Origin of the sequence: Prauserella halophila, from assembly GCF_024171895.1 — a bacterium.
GTDB classification, from domain to species: Bacteria; Actinomycetota; Actinomycetes; order Mycobacteriales; family Pseudonocardiaceae; genus Prauserella; species Prauserella halophila.
Window position 1 is genome coordinate 129073 of sequence record NZ_JAMTCQ010000010.1, and the last position, 22447, is coordinate 151519.

At 70.1% G+C, this 22447-nt stretch carries 21 protein-coding genes; 10 read left to right on the plus strand and 11 right to left on the minus strand.

Translation table 11 applies throughout. The features are described 5' to 3' along the window. Window positions 1-64: 64 nt before the first annotated feature. Window positions 65-2128: a PhoX family protein gene (locus LY41_RS12955; protein WP_253864234.1), complete on the plus strand. Its 2064-nt coding sequence runs from the start codon at window positions 65-67 to the stop codon at window positions 2126-2128. A 15-nt stretch (window positions 2129-2143) separates the two neighbouring features. On the opposite strand, the gene LY41_RS12960 is transcribed toward LY41_RS12955, so the two are convergent. Then, the gene (locus LY41_RS12960) at window positions 2144-2332 is read right to left on the minus strand and encodes an alpha/beta fold hydrolase (RefSeq protein ID WP_253864235.1); all 189 of its coding nucleotides are present in this window, start codon (window positions 2330-2332) and stop codon (window positions 2144-2146) included. A gap of 70 nt (window positions 2333-2402) precedes the next feature. Here LY41_RS12960 and LY41_RS12965 point away from each other — a divergent pair, with 70 nt between their 5' ends. Then, window positions 2403-3095 (plus strand): SDR family oxidoreductase, encoded by a 693-nt coding sequence (locus tag LY41_RS12965; protein WP_253864236.1) that lies wholly within the window; start codon window positions 2403-2405, stop codon window positions 3093-3095. 38 nt (window positions 3096-3133) lie between these two features. On the opposite strand, the gene LY41_RS12970 is transcribed toward LY41_RS12965, so the two are convergent. Further along, window positions 3134-3643 (minus strand): NUDIX domain-containing protein, encoded by a 510-nt coding sequence (locus LY41_RS12970; RefSeq protein ID WP_253864237.1) that lies wholly within the window; start codon window positions 3641-3643, stop codon window positions 3134-3136. Between the two features lie 49 nt (window positions 3644-3692). Next, window positions 3693-4403 (minus strand): YwaF family protein, encoded by a 711-nt coding sequence (locus tag LY41_RS12975; protein ID WP_253864239.1) that lies wholly within the window; start codon window positions 4401-4403, stop codon window positions 3693-3695. Window positions 4404-4545: 142 nt separating this feature from the next. Here LY41_RS12975 and LY41_RS12980 point away from each other — a divergent pair, with 142 nt between their 5' ends. From LY41_RS12980 to LY41_RS12990, 3 genes are read left to right on the plus strand one after another with little or no spacing between them, the layout of a single operon-like run. Continuing rightward, the gene (locus LY41_RS12980) at window positions 4546-4902 is read left to right on the plus strand and encodes a GntR family transcriptional regulator (protein WP_253864577.1); all 357 of its coding nucleotides are present in this window, start codon (window positions 4546-4548) and stop codon (window positions 4900-4902) included. Further along, window positions 4902-5804, plus strand: a complete 903-nt coding sequence (locus LY41_RS12985) for an ABC transporter ATP-binding protein (RefSeq protein ID WP_253864240.1) — start codon at window positions 4902-4904, stop codon at window positions 5802-5804. The genes LY41_RS12980 and LY41_RS12985 overlap by 1 nt, the downstream gene beginning before the upstream one ends. After that, window positions 5801-6499, plus strand: coding sequence for a hypothetical protein (locus tag LY41_RS12990; RefSeq protein ID WP_253864242.1), 699 nt, complete (start codon window positions 5801-5803; stop codon window positions 6497-6499). Before LY41_RS12985 ends, LY41_RS12990 begins: the two co-directional genes overlap by 4 nt. A gap of 397 nt (window positions 6500-6896) precedes the next feature. On the opposite strand, the gene LY41_RS12995 is transcribed toward LY41_RS12990, so the two are convergent. Next, window positions 6897-7481, minus strand: a complete 585-nt coding sequence (locus LY41_RS12995) for a TetR/AcrR family transcriptional regulator (RefSeq protein WP_253864244.1) — start codon at window positions 7479-7481, stop codon at window positions 6897-6899. Between the two features lie 111 nt (window positions 7482-7592). Between LY41_RS12995 and LY41_RS23635 the strand changes: the two genes are divergently transcribed. Beyond that, complete coding sequence (locus LY41_RS23635) at window positions 7593-9197, plus strand: FAD-dependent monooxygenase (RefSeq protein ID WP_301297048.1); 1605 nt, start codon at window positions 7593-7595, stop codon at window positions 9195-9197. Window positions 9198-9336: 139 nt separating this feature from the next. Here LY41_RS23635 and LY41_RS13005 read toward each other — a convergent pair whose 3' ends face one another. The 3 genes from LY41_RS13005 to LY41_RS13015 form a co-directional block, all read right to left on the minus strand. Next, window positions 9337-10647 carry an amidohydrolase family protein gene (locus LY41_RS13005; RefSeq protein ID WP_253864245.1) on the minus strand — a complete coding sequence of 437 codons (1311 nt, stop codon included), beginning with the start codon at window positions 10645-10647 and terminating at the stop codon, window positions 9337-9339. A gap of 194 nt (window positions 10648-10841) precedes the next feature. Further along, window positions 10842-11501, minus strand: coding sequence for a response regulator (locus LY41_RS13010; protein WP_253864246.1), 660 nt, complete (start codon window positions 11499-11501; stop codon window positions 10842-10844). Further along, window positions 11498-13345, minus strand: a complete 1848-nt coding sequence (locus LY41_RS13015) for a sensor histidine kinase (protein ID WP_253864247.1) — start codon at window positions 13343-13345, stop codon at window positions 11498-11500. Before LY41_RS13015 ends, LY41_RS13010 begins: the two co-directional genes overlap by 4 nt. A gap of 145 nt (window positions 13346-13490) precedes the next feature. Here LY41_RS13015 and LY41_RS13020 point away from each other — a divergent pair, with 145 nt between their 5' ends. Together LY41_RS13020 and LY41_RS13025 are read left to right on the plus strand one after the other, a co-directional pair. Then, complete coding sequence (locus tag LY41_RS13020) at window positions 13491-14228, plus strand: ABC transporter ATP-binding protein (RefSeq protein WP_253864248.1); 738 nt, start codon at window positions 13491-13493, stop codon at window positions 14226-14228. Continuing rightward, entirely contained in the window at window positions 14225-16444 is a 2220-nt protein-coding gene (locus LY41_RS13025) for an FtsX-like permease family protein (protein ID WP_253864249.1), read from the plus strand. Before LY41_RS13020 ends, LY41_RS13025 begins: the two co-directional genes overlap by 4 nt. A 275-nt stretch (window positions 16445-16719) precedes the next feature. On the opposite strand, the gene trmB is transcribed toward LY41_RS13025, so the two are convergent. The 4 genes from trmB to LY41_RS13045 form a co-directional block, all read right to left on the minus strand. Beyond that, complete coding sequence (trmB, locus tag LY41_RS13030) at window positions 16720-17415, minus strand: tRNA (guanosine(46)-N7)-methyltransferase TrmB (protein ID WP_253864250.1); 696 nt, start codon at window positions 17413-17415, stop codon at window positions 16720-16722. 22 nt (window positions 17416-17437) lie between these two features. Next, the gene (locus tag LY41_RS13035) at window positions 17438-17932 is read right to left on the minus strand and encodes a hypothetical protein (protein WP_253864578.1); all 495 of its coding nucleotides are present in this window, start codon (window positions 17930-17932) and stop codon (window positions 17438-17440) included. A 603-nt stretch (window positions 17933-18535) separates the two neighbouring features. After that, entirely contained in the window at window positions 18536-19300 is a 765-nt protein-coding gene (locus LY41_RS13040) for an ABC transporter permease (RefSeq protein WP_253864251.1), read from the minus strand. Window positions 19301-19351: 51 nt separating this feature from the next. After that, window positions 19352-20305, minus strand: coding sequence for an ABC transporter ATP-binding protein (locus tag LY41_RS13045; RefSeq protein WP_253864252.1), 954 nt, complete (start codon window positions 20303-20305; stop codon window positions 19352-19354). 454 nt (window positions 20306-20759) lie between these two features. Between LY41_RS13045 and LY41_RS13050 the strand changes: the two genes are divergently transcribed. Continuing rightward, on the plus strand, window positions 20760-21488 hold the full coding sequence (locus LY41_RS13050; RefSeq protein WP_253864254.1) for a TetR/AcrR family transcriptional regulator: 729 nt from the start codon (window positions 20760-20762) through the stop codon (window positions 21486-21488). After that, complete coding sequence (locus tag LY41_RS13055; RefSeq protein ID WP_253864255.1) at window positions 21485-22411, plus strand: SDR family oxidoreductase; 927 nt, start codon at window positions 21485-21487, stop codon at window positions 22409-22411. The genes LY41_RS13050 and LY41_RS13055 overlap by 4 nt, the downstream gene beginning before the upstream one ends. The last annotated feature ends 36 nt before the right edge of the window (window positions 22412-22447 follow it).

Here is a 22447-nt window from a genome sequence, read left to right on the forward strand (position 1 = left end):
AGAGGTACTCAAGTTCGGCACCTAACGTCACGACTGTTCCCCTGACCGAGTGACTGGAGGCCGTGTGTCCGCCAAGCCTGGGCGTTTTCTCCCACTGCTGACTACCCACCGAACCGGTCGTTCGCCGGTGACGTGTGAATACCGGTGCGGCAATCAGTGTTCCCACCCAGCCCCGAACACCTCCGGCAACGAGTACTTCGGCGATGTCGTGCGAGACGTCGTGTCCCGGCGCGGCGCGCTGCGTGCCGGTGGCGTCATGGCCGCGGCGGCCGCCGGATTCGCGGCGCTGTCGGGTACCGCCGCGGCCGAGGTCCCGGCGCTCGCCGCGCAGCCGGGGCGCGGCAACGGCAACGGCCGCCCGGGTGGACACCCCGGTCCGGGCACGGACTTCGATCCCGTTGCGCCGAACACCCGCGACGCCGTGACCGTGCCGGAGGGCTACGAGCAGCAGGTCGTCATCCGCTGGGGCGATCCCGTGGTGGCGGACGCGCCGAAGTTCGACGTCCACAACCAGACGGCGGCGGCGCAGGCGAAGCAGTTCGGCTACAACAACGACTTCGTCGGCCTCATCCCGCAGGACGGCTCCGGCAAGCGCAACTTCCTGGTGGTCAACCACGAGTACACCTCCGAGACGGAGATGTTCCCGGAAGGCACGTACGACGAGGCGAACCCTGCCGAGGAGCAGGTGCGCATCGGGTGGGCCGCGCACGGCCTTTCGGTGATGCAGGCCGACCGCACCCGCGACGGTGGCCTCGAGGTGAGGCACAGCCGGTACAACCGCCGCATCACGCTCGACACCGAGTTCGAGGTACGCGGACCGGTCGCGGGTTCGGAGCTGCTGACGACGTCCGCCGACCCGACGGGCACGATCGTCCACGGCACGCTGAACAACTGCGCCGGCGGCGTCACGCCGTGGGGCACGGTGCTGTCCGGTGAGGAGAACTTCCACCAGTACTTCGCCCACGGCGACCGGATCACCGACCCGCAGCAGGCCGAACGTCTCGACCGGTACGGCCTCGTCGCCGGTGAGAGCACCCGCAAGTGGGAGCGCTTCGACGAGCGCTGGGACATCTCGCGGGAGCCGAACGAGGTCCACCGCTTCGGCTGGGTCGTCGAGATCGACCCGAACGATCCGAACGCCAAGCCGATCAAGCACACCGCGCTGGGCCGGTTCAAGCACGAGGCCGCGAACATCAAGATCGCTGCCGACGGCCGGGTGGTCGCGTATTCGGGTGACGACGAGCGGTTCGACTACATCTACAAGTTCGTCTCCAAGGGCCGGTACAAGCCGGGCCGCAGTGCGCATGCCCGCAGGCACAACATGGCGTTGCTGGACGAGGGCACGCTGTACGTCGCCAAGTTCACCGGCGACAGCCCGGCTTCCGAGATCGACGGCAGCGGCACACTTCCCTCGGACGGCGAGTTCGACGGCACCGGCGAATGGCTCGCCCTCGCCAGCGGCAACGAGTCGTTTGTGGACGGTTTCACCGCCGAGGAGGTGTACGTCTTCACGCGCTTGGCCGCCGACAAGGTGGGCGCCACGAAGATGGACCGTCCCGAGGACATCGAGCCGAACCCGGTCACCGGCAGCATCTACGCCGCGTTGACCAACAACAGCGACCGCGGTGCGGCCGGCAAGGCCGGTGCCGACGAGCCGAATCCGCGGGACGGCAACAAGAACGGCCATGTCCTCGAATGGGACGAGGACGGCACCGAGACGAGGTTCCGCTGGCGGCTGTTGCTCGTGTGCGGCGATCCGGCTGCGGCCGACACGTATTTCGGCGGGTTCGACAAGAGCCGGGTCAGCCCGATCTCGTGTCCGGACAACCTGGCCTTCGACGGTTACGGCAACCTCTGGATTTCCACGGACGGCAACGAGCTGGGCTCGAACGACGGGCTGTTCTCGGTGCCGGTCACGGGCCCGGACCGGGGGCAGGTCAAGCAGTTCCTGACCGTGCCGGTGGGTGCCGAGACGTGCGGTCCGGTGGTGCGCGACGACCTCGTGCTCGTGGCGGTGCAGCACCCGGGAGAGGGCGGCGAGCCCGGTTCGAGCTGGCCCGACGGCGGCCACGCCCGGCCCGCGATCGTCGCGGTCCGTAAGTCCGACGGCGGCCGCATCGGCGTCTGAGTCACCCTGACCGGGTCACCCCGACCGGGTGGCCCGGTCGGGGCGGCTCACGCCGCGCCGATCGCCGTAGCCGCGGTAATCGGGGAAGACGTAGGTGAACTGCCGCCGGTCGAGGTGAGGTTCGAACGCCGTCCATGCCCGGCTCGAGCCGAACGATCCGTGCAGTGCGATGACGACGTGTTCGCCGCTGCCGACCGTGCGCATGCCGTGTTTCTCCTCGATCGTTGTTGATCTCGTTGTTCAAGGCCGGCACACGCGAACTACCGTGGCTGCCATGACCGATCGTCCTCTTGCACTCGTCACCGGAGCGTCGCGCGGTATCGGCGCGGCCGTCGCCCGCGAACTCGCCGACACTCACCGGGTGCTGCTCGGCGGCAGGGACGAGGCCGCTCTCGCCGCCCTCGCGAGCGAGCTGCCCGACGCGCACCCCTGGGCCGTCGATCTTTCCGACGAGACCGCCGTCGCCGACGCCGCCGCGCGGCTCGACCGGCTCGACGTGCTCGTTCACTCCGCGGGCCTCGCCCGGCTCGGCGACGTGGTCGATTCGCCCGCCGAGTCGTGGCGCGCGAACTTCGAGGTCAACGTCGTCGCCGTTGCCGAGCTGACCCGGCTGTTGCTGCCCGCGCTGCGCAGCGCCCACGGCCACGTCGTGGTGATCAACTCGGGCCAGGGACTGTCCGCACGCGAAGGCTGGGGACCGTACGCGGCGAGCAAGTTCGGCGTCCGTGCGTTCGCGGATGCCCTGCGCGCGGAGGAAGAGCCGAACGGCCTGCGCGTGACGTCGGTGTACCCGGGCCGGACCGACACCGAGATGCAGCAGGCCGTGGTCGCGGGCGAGGGCGGCGAGTACCGGCCGGAGAAGTACCTGCGACCGGAGTCGGTCGCGGGTGCGGTGTCGGCAGCCGTGCTGGCCGGCGCGGACGCTCATCTGACCGACATCACCGTCCGTCCCCGCCCCCACCGGTAGGTCTACGCCGGGTCCTGCGGATGGTCGGCCCCGGCGACTCACTCCGGGACGTACCCGGGGCGTTCGGTGTAGCGCACGGTTCCGTCGGCAAGCGCGCTCCGCGCCCGCTCCAGCAGGCTTGCCACGTCCGGCCGGAGAAGCTTCCCGGCCTCGTGCGGCGCCGCGAACGTCAGCTCCTCCAGCTCGGCATCCGTGGGCCGGAGGTTGGCCGTCTGCTCCGGGGAGAGTGTGCCGCCGTCGAACACGAATACCAGTTGGTCGTCCCACGGGCCGTGGGCCGCGACCCAATCCAGTGCCAGCAAGCTCCCCGTCGTGATCGTCAGTCCGAGCTCCTCGCGCAACTCGCGCTCGGCAGCGGCGCAGGGTGGTTCGTTGGCTTCGGCCATACCGCCGGGTAGGTCCCAGAAGTCCTTGTAGGTCGGGTTCACCAGCAGGGCACGTCCGGCCGCGTCGCGGATCAGCACGTTCGCCGCGACGCGTTTACGGGCCTGCCGGGCGTTGCCCTCCGCCAGGTGCCGCCAGCGGTCCGGCTCGGTCACACCGGCCACGCGCCGTCCCCTGCGCGATTCGTCATGGCCGGACTCCGATACCCCGGCATCACGTGACGCGGCCGCGATCGTGGAGCCGTACCCACGGCCAGGTCATCAGCGCCCACGTCACGAGCAGTAGCGCGGCGACGGGCGGCAGGTACCAGGGCCACGGGCCGAACAGGTCCAGCACGGACGCCGTGTCGGATGTGCCGTTGAGGAAACCGTAGTTGGTGCCGGCGGCGGCGTTGAAGGTCATCGTCACGGCCGCCCACGTCAGCGTGACGGCGACCGCGAGCCGGTAGCTGCGCCAGTCGACGCGCATCCCCAGCCCCCAGGTGAGATAGATCGCGGCCAACACGGCCAGTAGATGGCTCCCCCAGAACAGCATGTAGTTGGCGTGCGGGAAGTCCGGGCCGGTCAGCGCCGGTGAGATCAACGCCTGGGTACTCAGCACCAGCCCCCAGTAGTAGGCGAGCGCGTGGGCCCACGCGCGCTGGAAGTACAAGGCGTAGGCGGCGACCAGCGGTACGAGGTCGGACAGGTGCAACGGCACCGAGCGTTCGAGAGTCGGGGGAACCAGCTCGTACCACAGGTCCGCCACGCTGGCGATGAAGATCGTCACCGCGAACGCCCGGCTGAAGCGCCGTGCTCGCGCAGCCGGCCGCTGCCGCAGGCCGAGGTGGACGACCAGCGGTGCACCGACCGCGAAGACTCCCACGGCCAGCCAGTGCGACACCCCGTACGGGGAAAACTCCCCCGCGGCTGCGATCGGTCCCACAACACGGACCCTAACGGCGGATGCCGCCTGCGGTGTTTCCTCGATCCCCTCGCCTCCGCACCGAGTTGACACCCGACCACCCTGGTGCCATGGTTACCTACATGACTAATGAACCAATGTGGTTCATCTGGTGGCGATCGTGATGGACGACGCGCGACCGCTGTTCCAGCAGATCGCGGAGCAGATCGAGGACTCGATCATCGACGGATCCCTGCCGGAGGAGAGCAGGGCGCCGTCCACGAACGAGCTGGCCGCCTTCCACCGGATCAATCCGGCCACCGCGGCGAACGGCATCAACCAGCTCGTGGCCGATGGCCTGCTCTACAAGAAACGGGGAGTCGGAATGTTCGTGCAGGAGGGATCAAGGGAAAAGCTCGTCGAACGCAGGCAGGAAGCGTTCGGTCGCTCCTACATCACTCCGCTGCTCGCCGAGGCGAAACGACTCGAAATGGACGCCGAGGACGTGAAAAAGATGATCGACACCTGGAGGGACGACTGATGAGCGCGGTGAGTCTGCGTGGGGTGACGAAACGCTACGGCGACACCCGGGCCGTCGACGACGTCTCCTTCGACCTGCACGAGAACCGGATCCACGGCCTGCTGGGCCGCAACGGCGCGGGTAAGAGCACGGCGATGCGGATGCTCACGGGCCAGGAAGTGCCGACGTCGGGGCAGATCCGCGTGTTCGGGGAGAACCCGTACGAGAACGCCGACGTGCTGCACCAGGTGTGCTTCATCAAGGAGTCGCAGCGCTATCCCGACATCTTCCTGGCCCGGCACGCGCTCGAGGCCGCCGCGATGGTCTTCCCGAACTGGGACCAGGGTTTCGCCGAACGGCTCATCGAGGAGTTCCGGCTGCCGGTCAAGCAGCGGGTCAGGAAACTGTCGCGCGGGCAGCTCTCGTCCGTCGGCGTGATCATCGGACTCGCGGCGCGTGCGCCGGTGACGCTGTTCGACGAGCCGTACCTCGGACTGGACGCCGTGGCACGGCAGGCGTTCTACGACCACTTGATCGCCGACTACGCCGAACACCCGCGCACGATCGTGCTGTCGACACACCTCATCGACGAGGTCGCGGACATCATCGAGGACGTCACCGTGATCGACCGTGGCCGCATCGTCATGGACGACTCGTCCGAGAACCTGCGCAGCCAGGCCGTGACGGTCAGCGGTCCCACGAAGGCGGTCGAACAGTTCTCCGACGGCCACGAGGTACTGCACCGGGAGGACTTGGGCGGCTTCACGCGCGTGCTCGTCTCCGGGGTTCCCACCGATCGTGAAACGGCGAGCCTGCAGGTCGAACCGGTGTCGCTGCAGCAGCTCGTCGTCCGAACCACACAGTTCCACGACGCCGCGCTCGCGGGCGCGGGTAACGGAAACGGCAAGGGGGTCCGGTCATGACGCCGGCACAGCTCGTGAAAGTCGCGCGTATCCAGCTCGTGAACGCGCGCATGGTGCTCGGCCTGCCGCTACTGGTGCTCGCCTGCGTGCTGGCGGCCAACATCGTGATCTTCATGGCGATCCAGATGCCGGGCGAGCCCGCCATCACCGGCGCGCTGGTGTCGGTCTACATCGTGACGCTGGTGACGCACATCCAGACGATGACGCAGATGTTCCCGTTCGCGCTCGGAATCAGCGTCACACGACGCGATTTCGTCGCCGCTGCGGGACTCGTCGTCGTCGGCCAGGCGCTGCTGTACGGCGTCATCATCTGGGTCATGGCGCTGATCGAGGGAGCCACCGGTGGCTGGGGACTCGGCCTCGCGATGTTCGACCTGCCGTTCCTGCAGGAGAGCAACGTGGTGACGCAGGTTCTCGTGTATGCGGGACCGTTCCTGCTGCTGTCGTTCGCCGGGTTGTGGGCGGGAATCGTGTTCCACCGCTGGGGACAGCTGGGCGTGTGGGTGCTGGGGCTGGCCCTCGGTGCCCTGCTCGTCGGCCTGATGGCGCTGGTCGGGTCGCAGGGCTGGTGGCAACAGGTCTTCGACTTCTTCGCGGAGACGCCGACGCTGTTGATGTTCGCCGGCTATCCGACGTTGATCGCCGCGATACTGGCGGCCGCGACCTATGCGACCAGCCGTCGCGCGGTTCCGTGACCGGCGGTGACGTGACGGCCGGTGATGTGAAGGCCGGTGAGGTGAAGGCCGGTGCCGCCGCAGTGGTCGTCGGCGCCTTCCGGTAAAGAGGAAGAGGGGATCTGCGCCGGTTCCGGGCATCGGGGGATGCCCGGAACCGGCGCAGACTGGTGTCGAGGGGAAGCCTGCCCGACGTCGAGTACCCGACACGCGCCGAACACCCAGCTGGCCGAACACCCAGCTGGCCGAACACCCAGCTGGCCGAACACCCAGCGCCGAAGGCCTGCCCCGGCGAACACCTTCTCCGGCGAACACGCAGCTCGCTGGGCCCGGCGAAGGCCGAGGGGAATCCCAATGAGGATGTCGAGATCGTTGTTCGAACCCGTGTTGGCCGTCTCGGCGAAAGGCGCCGGTGCGGTCAGGGTGCGCCGTGGAGTCCGTGTTCAAGCAGGTCGAACACGGTGTCGAGGGCGGCGCGGGGGGCGGGTTCGTCGCTGAGGAATTGCGGGATCTCGAGGACGTAGCGGGCGACGGCGCGGGCGGTGAGATCGTCGGGGTCGCGGCCGAGTTCGGTGGCGATGGCTTCGGCCAGGGGTTCCTCACAGCGAATCCACAGTTTGCGGGAGTAGTCGCGCAGGGCGGGGGTGCCCATGATCAGTTCGGTGAGTCTGCGGACCTCCGGGGTGGGGTCGGCCACGAACGGCCCACGCCCGGCCATGAACTCCCGCAGTGCCGCCATTACCGACACTCCGGCGGGGCGTTCATGCACCGCCGACAGCAGGCTTTCCCGGCGTTCGACGCCATCGTCGAACATCAACGCCTCCTTGCCGTCGGGGACGTGTTTGAACACCGTCGGGCCCGAGATGTCCACCGCGTCGGCGATCTGTTTGACGCTGACCTGGTCGTAGCCCTTCTCCAGGAACAGTCGCTGCGCGGCCTCGGCCAGCGCCCGGCGAACCTGGGCGTTCTTGCGTTCCCGGCGTCCGGGTGGCTCAACAGGCATGTCACCACCCTAGCACCTTGCTTAAGTCACTAAATATATTAACTCAGTTGTCTTTTTAATCAGGTTGTGTTTTCCTGGGTGGGTCAGAGTTCGACTCAACGGTGCGAAGGCATGATCGAGATGGACGGCAACGAAACGACACCGGTACTGATCGTCGGCGGCAGCCTGGTCGGGCTGTCCGCCGCGGTGTTTCTGGCCTGGCAGGGCGTTCCGGTCGTGGTGGTCGACAAGCACCGCGGCAGCTCCCCGCATCCGCGGGCGATCGGTTTCACGACCCGTACGGTGGAACACTTCCGGCAGGTCGGGGTCGAGGTGCCACCGTCGCTGCAGGGCATGAAGCCGCCGCGGCGGGCTCGGGTGGAGAGCCTGACCGGGACCTGGCTCGAGGAATACCCGTGGACGCCCGGCGGCAAGGGTGCCTACGGCGCGGAAGACTCCCCGGTGCACGCGATCGCGATCACCCAGGACCGGCTCGAACCCCTCCTGCGTGACCGATCGGTCGAACTGGGCGCTGACCTGCGACCGGGCACCGAGCTGCTCGGCTTCGTCCAGGACGTCGACGGCGTGACAGCCACTCTGCGCCGTCGCGACGACAGTCACGAGTACCGCCTGCGCGCCCAGTATGTGGTGGCCGCGGACGGCGCGACCGGTGTCGTGCGTGAGGCGTTGGGCATCGGCCGCCACGGGGCAGGTCCGCTGTCGGTGCAGCGCAGCATCTTGTTCCGCGCCCCCTTGGACGAGTACCTGCGACGCGGTGTGGTCCAGTTCGAGATCGAGCAGCCCGACCTGAAGGCATTCCTGACCACCTATTCCGACGGGCGCTGGGTGCTGATGCTCAGCGACGACGTCGAGCGTGCCGTCGACGAGCAGATCCAGGTGGTGCAGCAGGCGATCGGCCGCACCGACATCCCCATCGAATTGGTGACCACCGGCCGCTGGGACTTGGCCGGGCTGATCGCTGACCGCTTCTCCTGTGGCCGGGTGCTGCTCGCCGGCGACGCCGCCCACCAATTGCCGCCCAACCGTGGCGGTTTCGGCGCCAACACCGGTATCGACGACGTGCACAACCTGGCCTGGAAACTGGCCGCCGTGCTGGCCGGGAAATCCGAGCCGCGACTGCTGGACACCTACGACGCCGAACGCCAGCCTATCGCCGACCTGCGCCACGACCAGCTCTTCGCCCGCGCCGACTACAAGGCCTACCTGGCGACCCCCAGAACAGACGTGCCGGTGCTCGACGACGCGTCCATCGAACTCGGCCAGCTCTACCGCTCGGCCGCGGTCCTGGGCGCGGACGCCGACCTGCCGCCCGCGCAGCGACCCGACCAATGGGCCGGTCAGCCCGGCACCCGGGCCCCGCACCTGTGGGTCACCATCGACGGCGAGGAAAACTCGACGCTGGATCTGTTCCGGCGCGACTGGGTGTTGCTGTCCGAGGACGACCGCTGGGCCGCCGCCGCGGCCCGCGCCGCCGAGCAGCTGGATATCCCGGTCACGTTCGTACACCTCGGCACTGACGCGAAACCGGTGGAGCCCAACGCCTTCCGCACCGCCTACGGCCTCGAATCCACCGGGGTCACCCTGGTCCGCCCCGACGGCTACATCGCCTGGCGCACCATCGCCGCCCCGCCCGATCCCACCCACGCACTCACCGCCGCCTTGAACGCCACCGCTATGCCCATCCACAGCGTCGAGACAACAGCAAGCGACACCTGAGCATTACCGACAGCGCACTCGAACAACGCCTCCGCCTACGACCGGCCTTCGACAACCCAACAGCGATCACGGTGAGGAAGTCCGCCGTGTGATCGCCCGCGCTGACGTGCCGTCGTCGCAGGCGTCGCGTCGGGTGCGGTCAGGCCGTGCGGAGGCGCTGAGCCGCGGCGGCGACGTCCGCCTGAGCCTGCCCGCGGTCCACGCGGGACGACTCGCCGTCGGCGACGACCTGCTCGCCCGCGACCCAGACGTCCCGCACCCGGCGGGAACCCGCGGCCCACACGAGGTTGCCGAGCAGCTGTTCGTCGGGAACGTCGAGGCCGGTGGCGAACGCGGGGTCGTCGACGTCGACGTGCACGAGGTCGGCCCAACGGCCGGGTTCGAGCGCGCCGATGTCGTTGCGGCCCAGGGCGTCGGCGCCGCCGCGGGTGGCGAGCAGGAGCGCTGCGGCCGCCGTCAGCGCCGTCGCGTCCTGTTGCGAGAGGCGCGAGAGCATCGCCGACAGCTGCACCTCTTCCCACAGATCGAGGTCGTCGTTGCTGGAAGGGCCGTCGGTGCCGAGTCCGATGCGGATGTTCGCGGCGCGAAGGTCGGCCAGCCGGGCGATACCGGAAGCCAGCTTGGCGTTCGATCCGGGGCAGTGGGCGACACCGGCGCCGCGGTCGGCCAGCAGTGTGATGTCCTCATCGGACAGATGAACCGCGTGGGCAGCCACGATCCTGCCGCGCAGCAGGCCGACCTCGTCGAGTAGCTTCGGCACCGAACCGTGTGCGGAGCGCTGCGCGGCGTCCTCGTCCGCGGCTTCGGCGACGTGAATCTGCACCAGGGCATCGCGCGCGGCGGCTTCGTCGGCGATCGCGCCGAGCGCCTCCGGGGGCAGCATGTACGCCGAGTGGCCCGCGTACGACAGCTCGATGCGCTCGCCCGGCCCGAAGCGCAGGCCGTCGGCGTCGATCCACTTGCTCGCGTCGGCCAGCAGCGCGCGCCAGTCGAGGCCGGGCAGGTCGATGATCGGACCGCCGATGACGCCGCGTGCGCCCGTGGTGAGCACTGCGTCGGCCAGCTGTTCGGCGTGGAAGTACATTTCCGCGCTGGTCGTGACGCCGCGGCGGAGCATTTCGACCGATCCCAGGACCATGCCGGCGTGCACGTCGGCGGGCTGGAGCTTCGCCTCGGTGGGCCAGATGACCTCGCGGAGCCAGCGCAGCAACGGGAGGTCGCCGCCCATGCCGCGGAGCAGCACCATCGGGCTGTGCGCGTGCGTGTTGACCAGACCAGGTAGCAGGATTCCCTGTTTGGCGGTCGTCGTCGCGGCCGTCGCCGGGGCTTCGCTCGCCGGTCCGCAGTACGTGATGCGGCCGTGTTCGTCGATGTCGACGGCGCCATCGCGGATGACGGAACACTCCGGATCGGCGGGCAGCACCACGGGCGCTGTCAGGCGGTGGATCATGTGCCCACTCTATCGAGCGACTCGCCCGTCACCCGGGTCTTGTGTCCTCAGCTATACAGTCGCTCCGAGCGAGCCCCGGCCATGCATGCGGTTTGATCAGCGACATCGACAGCGAGGCCAGGTCGAGCCATCGCCACCCCTCCACGCCACGTTCGATCAGACACACTGTCACCAATCGCGTGGCCGGGTGCAGCTCAGTCGGCGACGATGCCGCTCCGCCAGGCCCATGCGGCGATCTCGACCCGGTTTCGGGCGCCGATCTTGTTCTGCACCGCGGCGAGGTGCGTCTTCACCGTCGACAGTGACAGGAACAGCTCCTCCCCGATCTCCGTGTTCGTGTGCCCGCGGGCCGCAGCCCGGACGACGTCGAGTTCCCGCGCCGTCAGCGGTTCCGCTGGCTCCTCCACTGTGGGCGCATCGTCGGCAGGGGCGTCGGCGAAGTGCTGCAGCAGCCGCACCGTGATCTGCGGCGACACCAGCGCGTCCCCGCGTTCGGCCGCGCGGATCGCCTCCAGCAGCAGCGCGGGCCCCGCGTCCTTGAGCAGGAATCCCGACGCCCCTCCGGTGAGCGCGCTGTGGACGTACTCGTCGAGGTCGAACGTCGTCACGACCACGACCTTCAGCGGGTCGGCGACGCCGGGGCCCGCCAGGTGCCGCGTGACCTCGAGGCCGTCCATGCCGGGCATGCGGATGTCGAGCAGGCACACGTCCGGGCGCAGCTCGCGTGCCTTGCTCACGGCGTCGATCCCGTCCGCCACGTCGGCCACGACCTCCATGTCCTCGGAGGCGTCCACGATCATGCGAAAGCCGGTGCGCACCATGTCCTGGTCGTCGGCGATCAGTACCCGGATCACTGCGATTCTCCTTCTCCCCGCAACGGCAGCGACGCTTCGACGACCCAGCCGCTGCCGTGCCCGTCGTCGATCCGGCCGGCGCTGAGCGTGCCACCGAGCAGTTCCACCCGCTCGCGCATGCCCACCAGACCGTAGCCGCCGACCGCAGCCAGCGGTCCCGGGTCGCCGGGTGCGCCGTCGTCGGCCACCCGGATGTGCAGCAGGTCGCGCGCTCCGCTGCCGGGGCCGCCACCGGAATCGCCACCGGAATCGCCGCCGGGCAAGCCGTCCCCGGTTTCGCCGTGCACGCTCACCCAGACCGCCGAGGCACCCGCGGCGTGCTTGCTGACGTTGGTGAGCGCCTCCTGCACGATGCGCAGTGCCGAGCGCGCCACCTCCTGCGGTAGTTCCGGCGGCACCTCGACGTCGAGTTCCACCGGCATGCCGTGTGCCGCCGAGGTGGCGAGTTTGCGCAGGTCGGCATCGAGGTTCGTGGTCGCTTGCTCCCCGGATGCCGCAGGCTGCTCCCCGGTGGCGGACTCGCTCGTTTCGCCCGTCTCCCCGCGCATGCTGCGCACGAGACGTCGCATCGCCGCGAGCGCCTCGGTGCCGGCGTGCTCGATCTGCCCCAGCGAATCGGCGACGACGTGCGGATTCTGCTCGGCGACGATCCGCACCGCCTGCGCCTGCACCACGATGCCCGTGACGTGGTGTGCCACGACGTCGTGCAGTTCGCGGGCAAGCGCCATCCGCTCGGCGGTCTGCGCCTCGGCGACCGCGGCTTCGACGGTGGTCTTGCGTTCGGAGTCGCGGGCTCGCAGGAACAGGCCGACCGCCACGCTGATGCCGAGCAGCAGCACCGCGAACATGCTCATGCCGTTCAGCAGCTCGGCCCGTAGGCCTGTCCCGTACACGGCCGGTTCGATGAACGTCACGACCTGCGCGATCGTCCCTGCGGCGACCGCAACGGCGAGCGTGATGATGGCCGTGACGGCACGGCGCGGCGATTCGAGGCGCACCAGCAGCGCCGTGACGATCATGCCCGAAACGGTGGCCGCGACGGGCAGTCCGCCGAACGAGACGTACCGGTCGGTGTCGACCGCCACCGCCAGCACCGTGGTTGCCACGACCACGCCGGCCAAGCCGAACGCGGATCGCAGGGGCGAGTTCGGCGCGCGGAGCGCCAGCACCGCGGCGACGATCGCGGGCACGGCCATCACCAGCTCGGGCCACAGCTCGGAGAGCAGGATCGATGCGTCCAAGAACAGCGCCACCGCGAGCACGCCGACGAGCAGCCACCGCTGTCGCAGCAGCGTGCCCAGCGCGCCGTCGCCGATCCCCTGGCGGGCACTGGCGCCGGGAACGACGGACACGACCAGCAGCACCAGTCCGATACCGGCCAGCTGCAGTAGGTGCACGTTCGCATCGCGCAGCACCGCGGTCGCCAGTTCGGCCGTCACGAGCGCGGAGATCGTCACGATCGCCATCGGGGCGGGCGCCGACCGCGCGCAGTAGTAGACGAGCAGCATGCCGGCGACGCATTCGGCGAACGACGTCTCCGGCAGCAGTGTCGAGAACGTCGGGGCGTCGGCGAAGTCGATCAGCACCGAGTTCGCGCCGAGCACGCAGGCGCCGGACCAGCCCGCGAGCACGGGTCTGGACTTGCCGGTCACCGCACAGGCCACCAGCAGCAGGATCCCCGGGAACGGCAGCAGATCGAGGCCGGGCGAGCCCGCGCCGTCGACCGACGCGGGCAGCAGCACGGCGAGGTCCGCCAGCACGGCGGCGAGCAGCACCATGTCCGCGGGATCGACCTGGCGCAGCAGGCGGGTGGCGCGGTCGCGGACCGGGGACGTGTCGGGCATGCCGCGGACGGTAGTCGAGCCGGTTCCGGGTGCGGCCCGGCCGGACGGCTCGCGTCGGGTCGGCCGATCGGCCGATGCCCCACCGGACCGTTCCGGCCGTCCGTCCGAAGTGGGCGGCCGTCCGCCCACGGCAAGCTGCACAGCCATGACGACACGGACCTCGGAACGACCACCCTCATCGGAGAATCGGGCCCGGCCCGCGCTGAGCGGCCGCGGCCTCAGCAAGCGGTACGGCACGCAGTACGCGTTGTCCGGAGTGGATATCGACGTCACGCCTGGTGAGGCGATGGCGATCGTCGGGCCCTCCGGGTCCGGCAAATCGACGCTGCTGCACGTGCTCGCGGGCATCCTTCCCGCCGACGACGGCGAGGTGGCGCTCGGCGGCAGGCGTATCGACTCGCTGGGCGAGACCAAACGCAGCGAGCTGCGGCGCACCGAGTTCGGCTTCGTGTTCCAGTCGGGCATGCTGGTCGGCGAGCTGTCGGCGGAGGAGAACGCCGCGCTGCCCACGCTGTTGGCGGGCACCGGTCGCAGGGAGGCACTGGCCGGGGCGCGCCGGTGGCTGGAACACCTCGGCCTCTCCGGCAAGGAACGCAACCGCCCCGGCGAACTGTCCGGCGGGCAGGCACAGCGCGTGGCGATCGCGCGGGCGCTGGCGCATCGGCCGAGCGTGATCTTCGCCGACGAGCCGACCGGAGCGCTCGACACCCGAACCGGTGGCGAAACCATGCAGGCACTGCTCGACGCGGCGGCCGGATCCGGCGCGGCGGTGGTGGTCGTGACGCACGACCGCGACCTGGCAGCGTCGGTGCCGCGCACCGTCAGCCTGCGGGACGGCCGGATCGACGCCGACACGCGTACGGGAGCGGTGGTGCCGACGTGAACAGCTTCCAGCTCGCGCTGCGCGTGTTGCGCACCGACGGCCGCACCCGCGTCTCGGCGATCCTGATCGCCGTCGGCGTGGCCGTCGCGACGGCCCTGGTGCTGCTGCTCGTCGCGTTGCCGGGCGCCACCGAGACGCGCGCGGACCGGGCCGCGTGGCAGCACTACGGCGAGCTGTCGGAGGACGGGGCGTCACTGGAGTTGGCCGTCAGCGACGACGTGGCGCCGGACGGCAGGGAGATCCAGCGGGTGGACGTCGCCGCCCTGGCCGACCCCACGCAGATCGACCTTCCACCCGGCATCGACCGGCTGCCCGCACCCGGCGAGACGCTGCTGTCTCCCGAACTGGCCGACGTGGTCGACCACACGGCCGGTTCGCAACTCGGTGAGCGGTTCGGCGAGAAGGCGGGGGTACTCGGTGACGACGCGCTGGAGTATCCGGAGCAGCTGGTCGCGCTGGTCGGCCACACGCCCGATGACCTGCCCGGGACGGCGATGCCGCAGGACGGGTTCAACCCCTCCGGGCAGGGTGCCGACTCGTTTCTCGGCCTGCTCGCCGGTGTCGGGGTGGTGGTGCTGACGGTGCCGAGCATGGTGCTGGTCGCGTCGTCGGCGAGGCTGATCGCGGCGCGCAGGGAGCGCAGGCTCGCCGCGTTCCGGCTGGCGGGCGCGACGCCACGCCAGGTGATCAGCATGGTCACGGCCGAGACGGCGATCGCCGCGGCCGGAGGTGCACTGCTCGGCTGGGCGGTGAGCCCGCTGTTGCGGCAGGCGGCCACCGTCGTGCCCTGGAACGGCGGCACGTGGCAGGCCGCCGACTTCGTGCTCGGCCCCGCGCCGACGGTGGCGATCGTCGTGGGCGTGCCGGTGCTGGTTCTGCTGGCCGCGGTCCTCGGACTGCGGCGGGTGCTGTCGGCACCGTTGGGTGCTGCGGGTGGGCACACGCCCAAGCCGCTGCGCTGGTGGCGGCTGGTGCCGTTGCCGGTGTCGGGCGCGCTGTTCGCCTTCCTGGTCGCGACGGGTGAAAGCCAGTTCGAAGGGACGCTGCTGCTGCTGTCGATGGCGATGGTGATCGGATCGCTGACGCTCGCAGGCCCGTGGATCACCGCGGCGATCGGTGGTCTGTTCGTGCGGCGCTGGCGCAAGCCGTCGGCGTTGTTGGCCGGTCGCAGGTTGCGGGACGATCCCCGCGGCGCCTACCGGGCGACCGCCGGTGTGGTGCTGGCCGTGTTCACCGGCTCGATGGCGCTGACGGTGCTGCCGAGCATCGAAGGCCAGGCGGGCGCGCTGCGGGAGTACGCCGACGGCGTGCTGTACGTCGAGACCGACCACGACTCACTGCGGCAGATCGCGGCCGACACCAACGACGCGCTGGCGCGTTACGGCCAGGACGAGCGTGCGGCGACGATCGGCGACGCCTTCCTCGGTGACGAGCATGCCCTCGCCAAGGTCGTCGACTGCGACGCGGCCGAGCAACTCCTGGCGGTCGACATGCGCGGGGCGTGCGAGGGCGAGCCGGGCGTGTACACGCCGTACCCGGGTGTTTCGCGGGGCGAGCTCACCGTTTCGGCGGATTTCGATCGGCCCGGAACATCGCTGGCCGCCGACGTGCCGGTGCGGCCGATGACGGCGACGTCCGAGGCGGCACCCGAGGCGATCGTCGACTCGGCGGTGATCCCCTCGGACTTCACCCCGAGCACGGGTGTGGTTGCGGTGCCGTCGACGCCCGTCAACGTCGACGTCGTCCGGACGGCGCTGGCATCCGCCGCGGACGGACTGCAGGTGCAGAGCAGGCAGGCGCGCCTCGCCGGGCAGAACTCGCAGCTCGACGATCTGCAGCGGGTCACGGTGATCGGTCTGATCGTGGCGGCGGTGCTCGGCGGATGTAGCGCGGCCGTGAGCACGGCCGGATCGGTGCTCGACCGGCGGCGCACGTTCGGTGCGCTCATGGCGGCAGGCACGCCGGTGCGGGTGCTGGCGAGGGCGCTGCGCGCGGAGGCGGCGCTGCCCGCGTTGGTCGCGACGGTCGGCGCCGGCGTGGCCGGGACGCTCGTCGGGATCGGGCTGTTCGCCGTCGTCGTCGACGACGGCGCGAGGGTGCTCACGCCGTGGCTCGCGGCGCCGGTGGTGCTGGGGATCGGTGTCGCGCTGATCGCGTCGTCGGTGTGCACGCCCGCCCTGCGCCGCGTACAGGCCGAACCCCTGGCCGACGAGTAACCGGGGCGGGCAACCGCGACGGGGAACAGCCGGGGAAACAGGGGGACGGGAAACAGGGGGTTGGGGAACCGAGGGGATCGGGGAGACACGGCGGGGCGTTCATCGGGGGACGCCCCGCCGTGCACCTTCGCGCGTGTCAGGCGGCCGGGGCAGGTGCCAGCTCTGCTTGCTTTCCGCCGATGATCAGCGACAGGTGATCGGGAACACGGGTGCCGACCGGTACTCCGTCGACACCTCCGCGCGGCTGCTCGTGTCCGTCGCCGGGCCGCCGTGGTTCAGTGCTTCTCGAAGATCAGGTCGTGGGAGACGCGGCCCTCCTCCTCGGCGCGCTGTTCGAACTTGGTCACGGGGCGCCACTCGGGGCGTGGGGCCCAGCCGTCGAACCGGTTGACCAGCGATTCCTCCGCCGAACACACCTCGAGCATCTGATCGGCGTAGTCCTGCCAGTCCGTCGCGAGGTGCAGCGTGCCGCCGTCTGCGAGCCGGGAGGACACGAGCTCGACGAAGGCGGGCTGCACGAGGCGCCGCTTGTGGTGGCGCTTCTTCGGCCACGGGTCGGGGAAGAAGACGCGCACGCCCGCCAGCGAGCCGGGCTCGACGTGGTCGCGCAGCAGCGGCACGGTGTCGCCGTGCAGCAGGCGCAGGTTCGTCACGCCGAGCTTGTCGGCGCGCAGCATCAGCTGGCCGAGACCCGCCTCGTAGACCTCGGTCGCGGCGTAGTTGACATCCGGCGCGGCGGCCGCGAGCTGGGCGGTCGCCTCGCCCATGCCGGAGCCGATCTCCAACACCACCGGCGCGGGCCTGCCGAACCACGCGTCGAAGTCGATCGGCCCCGGTTCGAGCTCGGACACCGCCGCGCCCAGCTCGGGCCACCGGGTGTCCCACGCGCGCTGCTGCCCGACCGTCATCCTCCCGCCGCGCTTGACGTAACTGACGACGCTGCGCAGCCGGGGCTGTTCTTGACTCTCCACGGATGCCGACGATAGCCGCGGTTCAGCGGACGGCCTCGATCTCCCCCAGTCGTGCCCGCAGTCCGGCGAGCCCGTCGATCGCGGCGGGCTCCGGCGTGGCAGCCGCGTGAGCAGGGAGCATGTCGATCCACCCGGTGTGGCGGGAAGTGTTGACGATCGTCGTCGGAGTGCGCCGGTTCCCGCCCGTGCCCTCGGACGGCATGAACTCCCAGTACCCGGATTCGCCGTCGTCGGCCCACGGCACGAATTCCCATCCGGGGCGGCGGCTGAGCAATTTGTGCACGCGGTCCTCGACGCGGAAACCGGCCTCGCGCGATTCGAGCCGGCCGTCGGACAGTGCGCGCAACCACCACGGGGACGGCACGGGTTCGTCGGATTTCTGTACGGCCCGGTAGAGCGCGAGTACCTGACTCAGCGGTCCGCGGTGGACCCATGCCTTGCGCAGGTCGGCCGGGCTCGCGGCGTCGCCGCTCACGAGGGGAAGCTCGATGGCCTGCGACCATTCCAGGCCGACCATCGGTTCCAGACTGAGCGACGCGTCGTCACCGCCGGACGGGTCACCGCCGGGCAGGTCACCGCCGGACAGGGCACCAGCGGACAGGGTGCCGTCGGACAGGGCGCCGTCGGACAGGGCGCCGTTGGACAGGGCACCAGCGGACAGCGCGTCGCCGCCCGACGGCGCGCTGTAACCCGATCGCGCACCGTCATCGGGTCGCGTGCTCTTGTCCGATCGCGTGCTGTCGGACTCCTGTTGAATTTCGGACACCGCCAAGGATCACCTCCGTAGAGTCCCGACGGGCTGGCATCCAGCATCCTCGAACGGCCGGCTGTGCGCGTCCTCCGTGGGAGTGCTCACCTCACATTCTACCGACGGGAAAACCGCCGGGAACGATTCGAGCCCACTCGCACGTCACCCGAGCCCGTCCGCGAGCCGACCCGCGAGCCCACCCTCCCGTAGCCCCGAACGCCCCGAACGCCCCGAACACGCGAACGGGCCCGGGCCGCCCCCGAATCGCGGCCCGGGCCCGTTCTTCCCCGGTGGGTACCGCTCACCCGCAGCCCCGTTCGCTGGTGGGCGGTCTTCCCGTCGCGGCGTCCTCCCCCGAGGGCGCCGCGCAGGTCACGCGTCTCGCTTGCGGGCCGTCGTGATCGCGACGGCCAGCAGCACCGCGGCGAAGCCTGCGAAATAGGCCAGCGCCCACCACGGGCTCAGCGTCGACGTCGACAGCGGTGTGAGCATCTCGCCCGAGGCGCCCGCCGACTCTCCGTCGCCGGTGATGACCTTGTGCGCGACGTTGAACGGCATCCATTCGTAGATATCGGCACCGACGGTGGGGATGGCCTGGACCAGGCTTTCGACCGCCAGGAAGTAGATCAGCACCAGTGAGATCGCACCGGCCGAGTGGCGGATCAGGATACCCGTGGCCACGGCGATCACCGCGCCCAGTGCACACACCGGCCCGACGCCGGCGACGTTGAGCCAGTCGGCCGTGCTGTTGAGCGCGAGGTCGTCCTCGGGTCTGAGCAGATTGCCGAGGCCCCAGGACAGGAACGCCATCACCTCGCCGATGACGAGTGCGACCAGGGCGACGACCGTCGCCTTGGCCAGCAGTGCCGCGGCGCGGTTGGGTATGGCCTGGAACGTGGTGCGCATGGTGCCGAAGCGGTATTCGGTGGTCACGGCGAGCGTCGCGAGCACCATGATCACGGCCATGCCGAAGGTGTAGGCGAACTGTGTCGCGGAGACCGTCGCCGGGAACCCGCCACCGGCGTTGCTGACGACGAGCGTGGAGAAGCCGGCCGTGATCAGTAGTGCGGCGAGCGCGCACCACCACGGTGACCGTGTGCTGAGCAGTTTGATGCGTTCGACTGCGAGAAGAGTCATGATCGTTTTCCCCTGTTGGTTCGTGGCGCCGCCGGTTCGTGGCTGCCGCCGTCAGTTCGTGGTGCTTGCGTGACCGGCGGGTTGCTCGGCGGCGTCCTCGGTCTCCAGGTCGGCGTGGTATTCGACCGAGTCGCCGGTGATCTGCATGAACGCCTGCTCCAACGAGCCCTGCTGCGGGGCGAGCTCGTGCAGTGTCACCTGGTTCTCCATCGCCAGTTCGCCGATCTTGTCGCTGCTGGCGCCCGACACGATCAGGCCGTCGTCGGCGGCCGTCACCGTCGCGCCGACCCGGTCGAGGGCGGGGCGCAGCCGGTCGAGGTGCGGACTGCGGATCTTCACCGTGCTGTCGGTGGCGCGTGCGACGAACTCCTCGGTGGTGCTCTGCGAGACCAGCTTGCCCTTGCCGATCACGACGAGGTCGGTGGCCGTCAACGCCATCTCCGAGAGCAGGTGGCTGGAGACGAACACGGTGCGGCCCTCGTCGGCGAGGCGCTGCATGAACTTGCGGATCCACAGGATGCCTTCGGGGTCGAGGCCGTTGACCGGCTCGTCGAACAGCAGCACCTCCGGGTCGCCGAGTAGCGCGGCCGCGATGCCGAGCCGCTGCGACATGCCCAGCGAGAACCCGCCCGCACGCTTGCTCGCGACCTCGGAAAGGCCGACGATGTCGAGCACCTCGTCGACGCGCTTCGGCGAGATCTTGTTCGACTTCGCCATCCACGCCAGGTGCGCACGTGCGGAGCGGTTGGGGTGAACCCAACTCGCCTCGAGCAGGGCGCCGACGGTCCTGAGCGGATGGTGCAGTTCGGTGTAGCGCTTGCCCCCGATCGTGACCGAGCCGCCCGTCGGGTTGTCCAGTCCGAGCATCATCCGCATGGTCGTCGACTTGCCCGCACCGTTCGGCCCGAGAAAGCCCGTGACGCGTCCGGACTTGACGCTGAACGACAGGTCGTCGACGGCGACCTTGCCGCCGTACCTCTTGGTGAGGCTGTGCGCCTCGATCATGGTGTTCTCCTCCTGTGGCGGCGCGGGAGCGGCCGTCGGTGTGGCGGGATCCGGGTGCGCGGGATGGCCCCGGAAGGTCCCGTGGTCACTGCGGTGGCCGCGACGAACGCCGGTGTCGTCCCCGGTGCGGCGATGTCGCCGGTCATCGCCCGTGGCAGGTTTCATCTTTCCGGATACCCGCCCGCTCGCGCGTCATCCTGTAGGTCGAAATCGGGTTGGCCTGCGGTCGTAGGCGGCCGGTTGTGCCGGCCCGGGGTGGTGCCCCGGCCGTGTTCGGTGTGGTGACAGCTTCGGTCATCCGCGGGTGTGCACGCGATCGGTGACAACCCTGAGTTCTCCCTGAACCGTCCGTTTCGGACGTCGGGGCGCGCGGGTGGCGGCCGTGGAACGCGGCGGCACGGGATACGGCACGGATACGGTTGCGATAGTTATTGAACTATGATTCATTAATGGGGTGGCGAGACCGCGGACCATCACCGACGAACGGTTGCTGACGGCGGCCGCCACCGTCATCGAGCAGGCCGGGCCGGGATTCACGCTCGCGCAGGTCGCTCGCCAGGCGGGGGTGGCTGTCGGCAGCGTGGCGCACCGGTTCGGTTCGAAAGCCGGACTGCTGCGGGCGCTGACGGAGCTCGGCCGGGTGCAGGCCGTCGAGCGGATGCGCAGCGCGGGCGGTGCGGCCGACTCCCCGGCGACGGCCGTCAGGGCGGCACTGCTCGCGGTGTTCGCCGAGCTGGACACGGCAGGCGACTCCGGAGTGGCCAACCATCTGGCCCAGCTCGGCACCGACCTCGCCGACCCGGAACTGCGCGGACTGCTCGGTGAGCACTACGCGGCATGCCGGGAGGAGTTGACCGTGCTGCTGCGGGTGGCGGCAGATGACCGGTGGTGCGGACCGCCGCCCGGGGTCGCCGCACGCGTACTGCTGTCGGCGGTCAACGGGGCGGCGCTGGACTGGTCACTGAGGACGACTGACACGACGTCGACCAGCGAGGTGGCGTCTGCGAATGAGCCGGCGCCGGCGGACGAGTCGGCGCCGGCGGACGAGTCGGCGTCTGCGAATGAGGCGGTTGCTGCGGGTGAGGCGGTGGCGAAGGAAAGGGAGACGGCGTCCGAGAGGGGCACGCTGTCGGCCTGCCTGGCCCAGACCGTCGACGTGATCATGAAGGGATGGCTGCCATGACCGGAACGGGCCCACTGAGGGGCAAGGTCGCCGTGGTGACGGGTGCGACGCGAGGATGCGGCAGGGCGATCGCCGTGGAACTCGGGCGCTGCGGGGCGACCGTGTTCGTCACGGGCAGGACGACGCGCGAACAGGCGTCGCCGATGGCGCGGCCCGAGACGATCGAGGGGACGGCTGCGCTCGTCGACGAGGCCGGGGGCCACGGGATCGCGGTGCGCTGCGACTTCTCGAACGTGGCCGATGTGGACGCTCTCGTCGCGCGGGTCGACGCCGAAGCGGGCGGCCGGATCGACGTGCTCGTCGACGACGTGTGGGGCGGCGATCCGTACGTCGACTTCGGCAACGCGTACTGGGACTCGTCTGTGGACAGTGCGCTGACGCTGGTGCGTGGCGGGCTGGAAACGCATCTGATCGCGCTCCACCGGCTGCTGCCGCTCGTCGTGCGCAATCCGGGCGGGCTCGTCGTCGAGGTGACCGACGGTGAGGACGACGAGTACCTCGGCGCGGGCATCCCGTACTACCTGGTCAAATGCGGGGTGCGGGCGATCGGGCGGGCGCTGGGCGCCGAACTGGCCTCCCACGGCTGCACCGGGTTGTCGGTCACGCCGGGATTTCTGCGCTCGGAGGCGATGCTCGAGTTGTTCGGCGTCACGGAGGAGAACTGGCGCGATGCCGTGACCGACGAGCGTCCGGAGTTCGCCGTGTCGGAGACGCCCGCGTACCTGGCGCGGGGTGTCGCGGCGTTGGCGACGGATCCCGACGTGGCGCGGCTGGCGGGGCGGACGCTCGCCTCGTGGACGCTGTCGTCGAGGTACGGCATCACCGACGTCGACGGCAGCCGCCCCGACTTCGGCCGCTGCTTCCGCGAGGTCTTCCAGGCGGGACTCGACCCGCAGACGGTCGACATGTCGGTGTACCGCTGAGCGCCCCACCGCAATTCCTCCACCCCGCACCTTTCC

Excerpts from the sequence above, each read along its gene's own strand:
- LY41_RS12960 (WP_253864235.1), bottom strand. The coding sequence starts at position 2,332 with ATGCGCACGGTCGGCAGCGGCGAACACGTCGTCATCGCACTGCACGGA.
- LY41_RS12965 (WP_253864236.1), top strand. The coding sequence starts at position 2,403 with ATGACCGATCGTCCTCTTGCACTCGTCACCGGAGCGTCGCGCGGTATC.
- LY41_RS12980 (WP_253864577.1), top strand. The coding sequence starts at position 4,546 with ATGGACGACGCGCGACCGCTGTTCCAGCAGATCGCGGAGCAGATCGAG.
- LY41_RS12985 (WP_253864240.1), top strand. The coding sequence starts at position 4,902 with ATGAGCGCGGTGAGTCTGCGTGGGGTGACGAAACGCTACGGCGACACC.
- LY41_RS12990 (WP_253864242.1), top strand. The coding sequence starts at position 5,801 with ATGACGCCGGCACAGCTCGTGAAAGTCGCGCGTATCCAGCTCGTGAAC.
- LY41_RS12995 (WP_253864244.1), bottom strand. The coding sequence starts at position 7,481 with ATGCCTGTTGAGCCACCCGGACGCCGGGAACGCAAGAACGCCCAGGTT.
- LY41_RS23635 (WP_301297048.1), top strand. The coding sequence starts at position 7,593 with ATGATCGAGATGGACGGCAACGAAACGACACCGGTACTGATCGTCGGC.
- LY41_RS13005 (WP_253864245.1), bottom strand. The coding sequence starts at position 10,647 with ATGATCCACCGCCTGACAGCGCCCGTGGTGCTGCCCGCCGATCCGGAG.
- LY41_RS13015 (WP_253864247.1), bottom strand. The coding sequence starts at position 13,345 with ATGCCCGACACGTCCCCGGTCCGCGACCGCGCCACCCGCCTGCTGCGC.
- LY41_RS13020 (WP_253864248.1), top strand. The coding sequence starts at position 13,491 with ATGACGACACGGACCTCGGAACGACCACCCTCATCGGAGAATCGGGCC.
- LY41_RS13035 (WP_253864578.1), bottom strand. The coding sequence starts at position 17,932 with ATGGTCGGCCTGGAATGGTCGCAGGCCATCGAGCTTCCCCTCGTGAGC.
- LY41_RS13040 (WP_253864251.1), bottom strand. The coding sequence starts at position 19,300 with ATGACTCTTCTCGCAGTCGAACGCATCAAACTGCTCAGCACACGGTCA.
- LY41_RS13045 (WP_253864252.1), bottom strand. The coding sequence starts at position 20,305 with ATGATCGAGGCGCACAGCCTCACCAAGAGGTACGGCGGCAAGGTCGCC.
- LY41_RS13055 (WP_253864255.1), top strand. The coding sequence starts at position 21,485 with ATGACCGGAACGGGCCCACTGAGGGGCAAGGTCGCCGTGGTGACGGGT.